Origin of the sequence: Tenacibaculum finnmarkense (assembly GCF_900239185.1) — a bacterium.
GTDB classification, from domain to species: domain Bacteria; phylum Bacteroidota; class Bacteroidia; order Flavobacteriales; family Flavobacteriaceae; genus Polaribacter; species Polaribacter finnmarkensis.
The window spans coordinates 138,946-150,890 of record NZ_OENA01000097.1 but is presented as its reverse complement, the minus strand read 5'-3'; the positions used below and the strand labels follow the sequence as shown (position 1 = coordinate 150,890).

The 11,945-nt window shown below is 31.8% G+C and carries 13 protein-coding genes and 1 pseudogene; 11 read left to right on the top strand and 3 right to left on the bottom strand.

From position 1 onward, the window contains the following. Window positions 1-18 precede the first annotated feature (18 nt). Both hemC and hemA read right to left on the bottom strand, forming a co-directional pair. Entirely contained in the window at window positions 19-1,605 is a 1,587-nt protein-coding gene (hemC, locus tag AQ1689_RS11740) for a hydroxymethylbilane synthase (RefSeq protein WP_101956199.1), read from the bottom strand. Further along, entirely contained in the window at window positions 1,589-2,857 is a 1,269-nt protein-coding gene (hemA, locus tag AQ1689_RS11735; RefSeq protein WP_101956198.1) for a glutamyl-tRNA reductase, read from the bottom strand. Before hemA ends, hemC begins: the two co-directional genes overlap by 17 nt. Before the next feature lie 209 nt (window positions 2,858-3,066). Here hemA and AQ1689_RS11730 point away from each other — a divergent pair, with 209 nt between their 5' ends. The 7 genes and pseudogenes from AQ1689_RS11730 (at window position 3,067) to AQ1689_RS11705 (ending at window position 7,452) form a co-directional block, all read left to right on the top strand. Beyond that, window positions 3,067-3,960, top strand: a complete 894-nt coding sequence (locus AQ1689_RS11730) for a helix-turn-helix transcriptional regulator (RefSeq protein WP_101915471.1) — start codon at window positions 3,067-3,069, stop codon at window positions 3,958-3,960. 5 nt (window positions 3,961-3,965) lie between these two features. Continuing rightward, complete coding sequence (locus tag AQ1689_RS11725) at window positions 3,966-4,475, top strand: TrmH family RNA methyltransferase (protein ID WP_101915470.1); 510 nt, start codon at window positions 3,966-3,968, stop codon at window positions 4,473-4,475. 71 nt (window positions 4,476-4,546) lie between these two features. Beyond that, window positions 4,547-5,554 (top strand): ferrochelatase, encoded by a 1,008-nt coding sequence (gene hemH, locus AQ1689_RS11720; RefSeq protein ID WP_101956197.1) that lies wholly within the window; start codon window positions 4,547-4,549, stop codon window positions 5,552-5,554. Window positions 5,555-5,624: 70 nt separating this feature from the next. Continuing rightward, complete coding sequence (locus AQ1689_RS13355; RefSeq protein ID WP_232112778.1) at window positions 5,625-5,828, top strand: hypothetical protein; 204 nt, start codon at window positions 5,625-5,627, stop codon at window positions 5,826-5,828. A gap of 12 nt (window positions 5,829-5,840) precedes the next feature. After that, a pseudogene (locus AQ1689_RS13350) lies at window positions 5,841-6,314 on the top strand (LipL32 family surface lipoprotein); the annotation flags it as partial. A 70-nt stretch (window positions 6,315-6,384) separates the two neighbouring features. Next, on the top strand, window positions 6,385-6,966 hold the full coding sequence (locus AQ1689_RS11710) for a CopD family protein (protein ID WP_101915468.1): 582 nt from the start codon (window positions 6,385-6,387) through the stop codon (window positions 6,964-6,966). A gap of 69 nt (window positions 6,967-7,035) precedes the next feature. Further along, entirely contained in the window at window positions 7,036-7,452 is a 417-nt protein-coding gene (locus AQ1689_RS11705; RefSeq protein ID WP_101915467.1) for a putative periplasmic lipoprotein, read from the top strand. A 69-nt stretch (window positions 7,453-7,521) separates the two neighbouring features. On the opposite strand, the gene recR is transcribed toward AQ1689_RS11705, so the two are convergent. After that, window positions 7,522-8,139, bottom strand: a complete 618-nt coding sequence (gene recR / locus AQ1689_RS11700; RefSeq protein ID WP_101956196.1) for a recombination mediator RecR — start codon at window positions 8,137-8,139, stop codon at window positions 7,522-7,524. A 92-nt stretch (window positions 8,140-8,231) separates the two neighbouring features. On the opposite strand from recR, the gene AQ1689_RS11695 reads away from it, so the two are divergent. The 4 genes from AQ1689_RS11695 (at window position 8,232) to trmD (ending at window position 11,939) form a co-directional block, all read left to right on the top strand. Further along, window positions 8,232-9,695, top strand: coding sequence for an aminoacyl-histidine dipeptidase (locus AQ1689_RS11695; protein ID WP_101956195.1), 1,464 nt, complete (start codon window positions 8,232-8,234; stop codon window positions 9,693-9,695). Between the two features lie 64 nt (window positions 9,696-9,759). Further along, window positions 9,760-10,359, top strand: coding sequence for an acyl carrier protein phosphodiesterase (locus AQ1689_RS11690; protein ID WP_101956194.1), 600 nt, complete (start codon window positions 9,760-9,762; stop codon window positions 10,357-10,359). A 39-nt stretch (window positions 10,360-10,398) separates the two neighbouring features. Further along, window positions 10,399-11,271 carry an RluA family pseudouridine synthase gene (locus AQ1689_RS11685; protein ID WP_101956193.1) on the top strand — a complete coding sequence of 291 codons (873 nt, stop codon included), beginning with the start codon at window positions 10,399-10,401 and terminating at the stop codon, window positions 11,269-11,271. Next, window positions 11,262-11,939: a tRNA (guanosine(37)-N1)-methyltransferase TrmD gene (trmD, locus tag AQ1689_RS11680; RefSeq protein WP_101915462.1), complete on the top strand. Its 678-nt coding sequence runs from the start codon at window positions 11,262-11,264 to the stop codon at window positions 11,937-11,939. Before AQ1689_RS11685 ends, trmD begins: the two co-directional genes overlap by 10 nt. Window positions 11,940-11,945: the final 6 nt, after the last annotated feature.

The window sequence follows — 11,945 nt, the reverse complement described above, 5'->3', positions numbered from 1 at the left end:
GCACTTAATTTTACTTTTTTATTCTTTTATAAAATGTGCATTTACCAATTCAACAACACTTTCTACGGTTGGTAATTTAGCAACTTGTACATTTTCGAAATATTTACGAGCTTCTTTTGCAGTACTTTCACCAATACAGAAGGCTATTTTATCTGCCGTATTTTCTTTCATATAACTTTCAACGGTTGATGGGCTATAAAATAACACACCGTTTACAGCATCGTCAACTTTAGATGAACTAAGCGTCGTTTTATACGCCTCTACTTCGTTTACCGTAATTCCGTTTTCTTTTAACGTATTTGGTAACGTATCTAAACGTAAATCACTACAAAAATAAGTAGCAGATTGTCCTTTTATTTCAGTTGCTAAATAAGCAGCTAATTTTGAAGCATTTCTTTCAGATTTTACTACTTTTCCGATTCTTTGCTCAATTAATTTTTTGGTTCTACGCCCAACACAATAAATATTTTTGAAATTTAATTCATCCGAAGTAAATGAATTTGCAATTGCTTCTACCCCATTTTGACTGGTGATAATTACATTTTCAATTTCATCTTTAACCACTTTAGGAGCAATTCTATTAAAACGAATTTTAATAAAATCACTATCTTGAACATCAATTGATGAATCAACTAATTCTTTTTGAATTTCAGATAATTTTTTAGTAGAATAAATAGCGAAGTCTTTTTCTTCTTCTACATTTTTTATCATTAATTCTTTACCTCCTTTATTGATAATATAATCAGCACAATCTTTCGCTAAAAAACGATGACGCCCAACTTTAGCATTTTTAGTTACTGATATTTTCTTTTTACCATCTTCACTTAATAATAAACCTCTAAAGTTTATTTCTTCCGTTTTAGGGTCAACATAAGCAATTGCACCTATTGGCGCAGTACAACCGCCCTCTAATAAGTTTAAAAACTCACGCTCAATACCTACACAAAGTTGTGTTTCGTAATGGTTTAGTTGCTCACAAGCATCTTTAGAAAAATCATCATTACTTGAAACAGTAATCATAATTGCTCCTTGTGCTGGTGCAGGAATCATCCACGATAAGTTAATTGCTCCTTCTGGTCGCTTTCCTAATCTTTCTAATCCTGCGGCAGCAAAAATAGCGCCGTCCCATTCGTTATCTTCTAATTTTTGTAAACGTGTGTTTACATTTCCTCTTAAACCAACTACTTCGTGCGTAGGATAACGGTTTAACCATTGTGCTCTTCTACGTAAACTACCCGTTGCAATAACAGCATTTGGTTGCCCAAAAAACTCTTCGTTATCTTTTAATAGTAAAATATCGTTGTAATTTGCACGTTTTAAAACAGCTCCTTGAATAATTCCTTCAGGTAAAACCGTTGGAACATCTTTTAATGAATGCACGGCAATATCAATATCACCAGCTAACATAGCAAGGTCTAAATTTTTAGTAAAAACACCTGTAATTCCTAATTCGTGTAACGGTGTATCTAAATCAAGATCTCCTGTTGATTTTATTGGAATTATTTCACATTCGTACCCTAATTCTTCTAATTCTTTACGAACTTTGTTTGCTTGCCACATAGCCAATTGGCTATCTCGTGTACCTATTTTAATTGTCTTCTGCATGGATAGTTTCTAAATTTGCCCCAAACACTTTTGCCATTACTTCTATACTATTACTGACAGAAGTTTCTTCGGTTTTTAAGTGTTTCACAAATTGTGTGGTTATTTTTTGAATAAATCTTGATGTAATTACTTCTGCTTGCGATTCGTCAAAATCTTTTATTTTTTTCTTATGAAAAGCGATTTCATCTTGTTGAATAGTTTTTAACGATTCTTTTAACGCCGTAATTGCGGGTGTAAATTTACGATGATTTAACCACTCTTTGAACTCATTTTTATAGATTTCTATAATTTTTTCTGCTGCAGGCACTTCTTGCTGACGAATAGCCAATGTTTCATCTGTTATTTTTGATAATTCATCAACGTTTATTAGCGTAACATTTGGTAAATCGGCAACTTCTTTCGATACGTTTGCAGGCATTGATAAATCTAAAATTAAAAGCGGGTTTTTTGTTAAAACATGTTCTCTTTTAATGGTTGCCTGAGCCGCACCTGTTGATACGATTAGCACATCGGTATTTGCGATTTCTTTGTTTAAGTTTTCGAATTTCGCATTTTGAATAGCTGGATGCTCTTTTACAAATTCAATGGCTTTTTCTTCGGTTCTATTAACTAAACGTACTGATTTATTTTGTGTATATTCTGCTAAATTTTTACAAGTATGTTTTCCCATTTTACCCAAGCCAAAAACCAACATGTTTTTAGCGTTATAACTCGGTAAATTTTTAATAAGATACTGAACTGCTGCATAAGAAACCGATGTAGTCCCTGAACTTAGTTTTGTTTCGTTTTTTACACGCTTACTAGCCTGCATTACGTGGTTTAATAAACGCTCAAAATACGCATTTACCGTTCCTATTTCTTTTGCTAATTTAAAAGCCTGACGTAGCTGCCCAACAATTTCATAATCGCCTAGTATTTGGCTATCTAAACCTGTCCCCATTCTAAAGAGGTGGCGAATTGCTTCGTTATTCTTATAAACGTTTGATACTTCCGCAAATTCTTCAATTGCTCCGTTAGAATATTTACACAATAGGCTTATTAACTGAAAAGGATGCGCTGCAAAACCTGTAATTTCGGTTCTGTTACAGGTTGATAACACAAAAATGCCATCAATCCCGCTTTGTTTTGCATCTTCTAAAAGTGCTACTTGGTTTTCTTTCGAAATACTAAATTTACCTCGAATAGTTGCATCAGCTTTTTTATAGCTAACACCTATGTTGTATAAATTCTTGTTATGTTTATCTGTTGCCATTCAGTCTTCTTCAGTAAGGAGTGACAAAAATATAAAGATTAAATAAAAAAAAATGTCGCTCAAAGAACTTTTAATGTCGCTTGCTGTTTTTTAGTATAAAAACATCTCTAAAACACTTATAAAGTGTATTTTTGCAGTGAAATCAGCTATGGAAGCTAATTCAATTTAGAGTCATTCTAAATAGATTATTTTTAATTATATTTTAGACTATGTCAAAAAACATCGCAGAAAGTACGTTTAGAGAAATCATCCTAGAAAAAGGTTTTTTTGTTTTAAAATTTCAAAATAACACCAACGAAACTGAATTTTACAAAAGAGACATTGACAACTCCTATATACAGTTACATTATTGTGTTAAAGGGAATTGCAAGTTTCATTTTAACAATACCAGCTATACATTTAACGTGTTAGACAAGCATGTTATCTTTTTATATAACCCACAGCAAAACCTTCCTATAAACTTAGAGATTTTACCGAAAACATCTTTGGTGTCTCTTTTAATTTCTATTGAAAAATTTCATGCTTTATTTTCAAAAGAAGCCAGTTATATTCCTTTTTTAAGCGATGATAATAAGCATAAAAAATATTATGACGATACTCAAATTAGCCCAAATGCCTTAATGGTTTTACAGCAAATTTTAACGGCAAAAAACCATAGTTCGATGAAAGATCTTTACATAAAAGGGAAAACATACGAATTATTAAGCCTTCATTTTGATACTGGCGAAAATACCGAAAATGAATACTGTCCTTTTTTAGTAGATGATCGAGAAATTCAAAAAATAAGACATGCAAAAGATATTATTATTGCTAAAATGAGTGAACCGCCTACCCTACAAGAACTTGCTACCGAAGTGGGTTTAAATTTAAAAAAATTAAAAGAAGGCTTTAAACAAATATATGGCGACACGGTTTACAGTTTTCTTTTTGATTACAAAATGGAACACGCGCGCAAACTTTTAGAAAGCAATCAATTTAACGTAAACGAAGTTGGTTTACAACTTGGTTACAGTACTTCTAGCCATTTTATAGCCGCTTTTAAAAAGAAATTTGGCACTACTCCAAAACAATATGTAATTTCTTTACAAGCCAATCAAAAGTAAAAAAGATGAAACAACTTACGCATTACGACATAGAAAACAAGCAACAAACATTTCCAATAACCATTGTTTGCGATGCCATACGAACTCCTGAAAACATCGGTATGTGTTTTCGTATTGCCGAGAGTTTTGGGGTTCAAAAAATATTTTTACACCAAAGTTCGCCTTCTATTCAAAATAGAAACGTAAAACGCACCGCTAGAAATACTATTGCGCAAATTGAACATGAAATTTATGATGATTTCAACCAAGTTATTAAGCAATTAAAAGCCGAAGGAAATACCATTATAGGTATTGAAGTTGCCGATAAAAGTGTAGCGCTTCAAAATTTCGATTTTACATCCGAAGAAAAAATAGTACTACTTTTAGGAAGTGAAAGAAATGGCATTGAAAACATTAATAATGTTGATGCAACTGTTGCAATTCCTATGTTTGGTAGAAACTCATCAATGAACGTAATACACAGTTTAAGCATTGCTTTATATGAAACAACAAATCAATTAAATAAGATAAAATAACATTAAAAACACGGTAAATCAGGTTCTTTTAAACAAACTTGCTTTACTTAGATTGACAAAAAAACAAAAAAATGAAAGGAGCTTTATTAGTCAACTTAGGATCACCTGAAAGCACAGATCCAAAGGATGTAAAAAAATATTTAGGAGAGTTTTTAATGGACGAACGCGTAATTGATGTTCCGTATTGGTTTCGTTCATTTTTAGTAAAAGGAATTATTTTAAACACACGCCCGAAACAATCAGCAGCGGCTTATAAAAAAATTTGGTGGAAAGACGGTTCTCCTTTAATTGTTTTATCAGAAAGATTACAAAAAAAGGTGCAAGAAAAAACTGAATATCCTGTTGCTTTAGCAATGCGATACGGTACAATGACCATTAAAAAAGGATTGCAAGAATTACATGATAAAGGTGTTACCGAAGTATTATTAATTCCTTTATATCCTCAATTTGCGATGGCAACAACTGAAACTATTGTGGTCTTAGCTGAAGAAGTTAGAAAGGAGTTTTTCCCAGAGATGAAAATTACCGATGTTCCTGCTTTTTATAAAAAACCGGAATACATCAGCGCTTTATCGAACAGTATTAAAGAGTATTTAGCCGATAAAGAATACGACCATATATTATTTTCTTACCATGGAGTTCCTGAGCGTCATATTCGCAAATCTGACATTACAAAAAGCCATTGTAAAATAGACGGAAGCTGTTGTAATACGCCATCAAAAGCGCATGAATTTTGTTACCGTCATCAATGTTTTCAAACTACAAAAAATGTAATATCAGCATTAAATTTAGATGAAAATATGGTTTCTACTTCTTTTCAATCTCGTTTAGGAGTTGATCCTTGGCTACAACCTTATACTGATAGAACTATTGTAAAAAAAGCCGAAAAAGATGGTATTAAAAAACTAGCAATTGTAACACCTGCTTTTGTTTCTGATTGTTTAGAAACTTTAGAAGAAATTGCCATGGAAGGAAAACACGAGTTTTTAGAAGCCGGTGGTGAAGAATTCCATACAGTGCCTTGTATTAACGACAATAAACAATGGGTCAATGTTTTAGCTGACTGGATTAATAAGTGAAAAAACTTAAAACAAGTGCGTTATTCTAATTTTATTATCTATATTCGCTCTAAATTAGATATAAAAAACAATGAAAAATTTAAAAAAAATTGCTGCAGGACTTGCTATTGCTGTGGTATCTGTAGGAAGTATTAGTGCTCAAAAGAAAGTTGGTACTTTCGGAGGTTTAACTCAAAAAAATCTTGGGTTTAAAAAAATAAGACTTCCATACACCGATGTAGTTTCTTACAAAGGTTTTGTGAAGCCAGGTAATGAAGACGAAGTTAAAGATTGAAAAAAATTCTATTATTTATACCTTTGGATTCCTGCTGTTTCTCCTGAGTTAGGTATCAGAATGGTTTCTCCTGTAGGAAAAAACAAACCGAAAAATGCCATTGTATCTGCTGATTTTGAAGCAAATAAAAAATCTAAAGATTATTTTGATACTTACATTACTTTAGAGCGTTCAGATATTTTTACAAAAGGTTCTATTACCGAAAGTAAAGTTAAAAACGCAAATTGGCACACACTTGCTAAAAATGATGATAGTAGCGAAATGCCTAAATTACCTAGTGGATCTAGATATAATTCATTATTAAGGTATAAAAGTGAAATAGGAAATCCTTTAAAAGCCATTACTACTGGTTTGTACAGAATTGGATTTACGACCTATAAAAAAGGAGAAGTAAAAGGTACATTTTTAGCTCAAATTGCAGCACCTATAAAATTACCAGGAGTTGTTGTTGCTAAATCTATTGCTGAATTAAAAAAGCAAATGTAATTAATTACATTAAAATCATTAAATTTGAGGTCTTAAAACAATATTGTTTTAAGACCTCATTTTTTTTATTATGGATTTTTTATATATAAAAGCACTACATATTATTTTTGTAGTTACTTGGTTTGCGGGTTTATTTTATGTTGGGCGCTTATTTATTTATCATGTAGAAGCCGAAAAAAAAGAAGAACCTGCCAAAACAATTTTACAAACGCAGTACAAATTAATGACCAAGCGTTTGTGGTATATTATTACCTGGCCATCGTTATTTTTAGCGAGTTTTTTTGCTATTTGGATGCTTATAGAAAATCCTATTTATTTAGAATTGCCTTGGATGCACGTTAAATTAGCCTTTGTTTTAGCCTTATATTTTTACCACGGATTTTGTCATAAAATATATAAAGAATTACAGCGAGATGAAATAAATTACAGCCCTACAAAATTAAGAATATTTAACGAAGCACCAACTATAATTTTGTTTGCCGTCGTTTTTTTAGTGGTTTTAAAAAACACGATTAGTTGGGTTTGGGGAGTTGCAGGAATTATTCTTTTTGGTGTATTATTAATGCTTGGAATTCAGTTTTACAAAAAATTAAGAGCTAAAAAATCTTGGGACAAACAAGACAGTGAATTGCTTAAAAAACAGGATAAATAATCCGTTAATTTTTATTTTGACATCAAAAAAAATTAAAAACACCTTAAAAAACAATCTTAAAACAACAGTATGAAAAAAATATTTTTAGTATTTATTAGCCTTATTTTACTTAGTTCATGTGCTTCTAAAAGTGATGAAATACCAACCCCTGAAGAACTAATAGAAACCAAAGATCCTCTTATCGGTATTTGGAAATTAACCCACAAAAACACCATAGCTATAACAGATATTTGCCAAAAAAAAGACAGCTACACCTTTGTTAATAATGGTTATTATATTTTTAATGATTATAATAACACCAATAATTTATGCGCTAAGGATGAAAAATCATCTTATAAAGGCTATTGGAAAAATAACAAAAACAATACTTATAACTTTAAAAAACACGGATATACAGGTAATGGTGCCGATTTAAACATTACTTTCTCTGAAGATAAACAAGAATTTACCTTTCCTAGTAATGGTTTAACTTACAAAAGACAGTAACTCATAAAAAATCCGAAATTTTAAAAATTTCGGATTTTTTTATGCACTTTTTATATCACTTCTCTTTTATCACACTTTTATTGACTGCTCAAAAGGAATACGGTTTACAATAGACCTACCTAAAGTAATTTGGTCGGCATATTCTAACTCATCGCCTACCGAAATTCCACGGGCAATGGTAGAGGTTGTTATATTGCAATCTTCTATTTGCTTGTAAATATAAAAATTTGTAGTATCGCCTTCCATCGTTGCACTCAAAGCGAAAATCAATTCTTTTATTTCGCCTTTTTTAACCTTAGCAACCAAAGATGCTATTTCTAAATTTTGAGGACCAATTCCTTCAATGGGCGAAATTTTACCACCCAAAACATGATACATCCCTCTAAATTGTGCCGTGTTTTCAATAGCCATTACATCTCGAAGATCTTCAACAACACATACAATACTAGCGTTTCTATTCGGGTTATTGCAAATTTCACATAAAACGGTATCGGAAATATTATGACATTTTTTACAGGCTTTTACATCGTTTCGTAACTGCGTTAAAGCACTTGTTAAATAAGCGGTGTTTTCAGTAGGTTGTTTTAATAAATGTAAGACCAAACGAAGCGCCGTTCGCTTGCCTATTCCTGGCAATCGACTTACCTCATCGACTGCTTTTTCTAGTAATTTTGAAGAAAAATCCATGCCGCAAATTTACAATTTTTCAAATAGCATCGCTAAAATATATCAGTTTAAAAAAGTATCTTTGTTGCTTACATTTAAACAAACAATTTACAATGAATTCAGAAATAAGAAACTTAGAGCCTAAAGCTGTTTGGAAGAATTTTGCCGACTTAAATGCCGTACCTCGTCCATCTAAAAAAGAAGAAAAAGTTATCCAATTTATGGTTGATTTTGGTAAAAACTTGCAATTAGAAACGATGGTCGATAAGGTTGGAAACGTAATTATTCGCAAGCCAGCTTCTTTAGGAATGGAAAACCGTAAAGCCATTGTACTTCAAAGTCATTTAGACATGGTACATCAAAAAAACTCTGACACTGTTTTCGATTTTGATACAGAAGGAATTAAAATGTTTGTTGATGGTGATTGGGTAAGGGCTAAGGGAACTACTTTGGGTGCCGATAACGGTTTAGGTGTTGCCTCAATTATGGCTATTTTAGAATCTTCAGAAATTGTACATCCTGCTATTGAAGCTTTGTTTACTATTGATGAAGAAACTGGTATGACTGGTGCAATGGGCTTAGAAGGTGGCATTTTAAAAGGAGAAATCTTATTAAATTTAGACACCGAAGATGATGACGAAATTAGCATGGGTTGTGCAGGTGGTGTCGATGTTACCGCTACAAGAACTTATACTCAAGAAGCTACTCCTGAAAATACAACGGCTTTTAAAATTTCTATTACAGGTTTAAAAGGAGGTCATTCAGGAATGGATATTATTAAAGGTTTAGGAAATGCCAATAAAATAATGAATCGTTTATTATTTGATGGTTTTACAAACTTTGGTTTACGTGTTGCCCATATAAATGGCGGTAGTTTACGTAATGCTATTCCTCGTGAAAGTTTTTCAACAGTTGTTGTTGATACTGTATCAAAAGAACCTTTCTTATTTGAAACTCAACAATTAATAAATACGATTAAAGCAGAATTTGCTTTATTAGAAGTTAATTTATCAATTGAATTAGAACAAGTTGAAACCCCTAAAAACGTGATGGATTTAGGTATTCAAGAAGGATTTATAAAATCAATGTACACGGCTTTAAATGGTGTATATCGTATGAGCCCAGATATTGAAGGATTAGTAGAAACCTCTAATAATATCGCTCGTGTTACTGCAAAAGACGGAAAAATAAGAATCGCTTGTTTAACTCGTTCTTCTTCAGAAAGTAATAAATGGGATTTAGCAAACGCAATGCGTTCGGCTTTTGAATTAGCAGGTTTTGATGTTGAATTTTCTGGTTCGTATCCTGGTTGGTTGCCAAATTTAAATTCTGAAATATTAAAAGTTGTTGAAAAATTATATGTAGAATTACATAACGAGCAGCCAAATGTAGCTGCTTGTCATGCAGGTTTAGAATGCGGTCTTTTAGGGCAAAATTACCCTGATATGGACATGGTTTCTTTCGGACCAAATATTAGAGGACCACACTCTCCTGACGAATGTGCTCAAATTTCATCAACACAAAAATATTGGAAATTTTTATTAGAAATTTTAAAAAATATCCCTAGTAAAAACTAAACAGTAAATAACATCTTAAAAACCACAACCTAACTGTTGTGGTTTTTTTGTTTACATTTACGCTATGAATTTGTTATCACACTTATATTTATCAGGAAATGACACGCAATTAATGATTGGAAATTTTATTGCCGATCATATTAAAGGCAACAAAATAACTCATTTTAACCCACAAATTCAAAAAGGCATTCTTTTACACCGCCAAATTGATACCTATACCGATGCACATAAAATTGTTAGAAAAAGTAAAAGACGTTTACACGAACGCTACGGACATTACGACGGCGTAATTATTGACATCTTTTTCGATCATTTTTTAGCTAAAAACTGGGCTATTTATTCAGAAATCCCTTTAGATATTTACGTAAATTCTGTGTATCAATTATTAGAAGAAAACAAACAGATTCTCCCTGAAAAAACACAAAAATTATTGCCAAATATGATACGGTATAATTGGCTGTATAATTATCAATTTACCAACGGAATTCAAGAAGTATTAAACGGCATTAATAAACGTACACAAGGAAAATCTCAAATGAATCTGGCTTCGGAAGATTTAGAAAACCATTACCGCTTATTTGAAGAAGATTTTACGCTCTTTTTTGAAGATTTACGCTCTTTTTGCAGCGTAAAAATTACTGAAATTAAAGAAGAAGAAAAATAAATACAAAACCAAATACGAGAATCTATTTTTATATATTAAATGACCCTATCTGAAACTCATAAAGTGCCGTTACTAGAAAACCCCATTCGATTGCAAGAATACGGTGTTGGAATTTTTAAAACCATTCCAACAAAATCGGGTATTAAAAAAGCGCTAAAAAAAAACTTAATTTTTGTTGATAAAAAAATTGCCACTTCTGCCCTATTTATCACTGGAAATGAAAAAATAGAATTGTATAAAATTGGCGAAGACACTACTTTTAAGCACTTTGATTTTCCGTTAGAAATTATTTTTGAAGATGATTATTTAGCTGTTATTTATAAACCTGCTGGTATTTTAGTTAGTGGAAACTCGTTTGCAACTATTGATAATGCACTCTTGCAAAATATCAAAAAAAGCCCTTTAGAAGATGCTGTTCGCCCTCGACCTGTACATCGATTAGATTATCCAACAAGTGGGCTTTTATTGGTTGGAAAAACAAGTTCGAGTATCATCGCTTTAAATAAATTATTTGAGGATAAAGAAATTCAAAAAACATATCATGCAGTAACTATCGGGAAAATAGAAAATAACGGAATTATTGATTTTCCTATTGATGATAAAAAAGCTGAAACATCTTATAAACTGATAAAATCAGTTATTTCTGAACGATTCAAAATGTTAAATCTTGTTGAATTAACACCAAAAACAGGGCGTAAACATCAGTTAAGAAAACATTTATTAGCTATAAATAGCCCTATTTTAGGCGATAAAGAACATTTTTTAGACGGCTTTGTTTTAAACGGAAAAGGATTGTATTTACACGCCTCTAGCCTACAATTTGAGCATCCTTTTACAAAAAAAGAGCTGTTTATTACAAAAGAGCTTCCTAAGAAATTTAAAAAAATTATATCTTTGCCAACATGCGAATAGACATTATTACCCTAGCACCCGATTTATTAAAAAGCCCGTTTGAACATTCAATGATGAAACGCGCTATTGACAAAGGTTTAGCCGAAATTCATTTTCATAATTTACGTGATTATGGGCTTGGCTCTTACAAAAAACTAGACGACACCCAATTTGGTGGTGGCGCAGGAATGGTTTTAATGATTGAGCCTATTGATGCTTGTATTTCTAAATTACAAGCTGAAAGAAAATATGACGAAATTATTTATATGACACCTGATGCGAAAACATTGAATCAATCAATAGCAAATACGCTTTCGTTAAAAGAAAATATCATTATTTTAACAGGGCATTATAAAGGAGTTGACCAACGTGTGCGTGATAAATTTATTACCAAAGAGGTTTCTATTGGCGATTACGTTTTAACAGGCGGAGAATTAGCAGCTGCTATTTTATGCGATGCTGTTGTGCGTTTAATCCCTGGAGTTTTAGGCGATGAACAATCTGCTTTAACAGATTCTTTTCAAGATAATTTATTATCGCCACCCGTTTACACAAGACCTGCAGAATATGACGGAATGAAAGTTCCTGAAATATTATTATCAGGGAATTTCCCTAAAATTGACAAGTGGCGAGAAGAAAAAGCCTACGAACACACCAAAAATATAAGGCCCGATTTATTAGATGAATAATCGTTT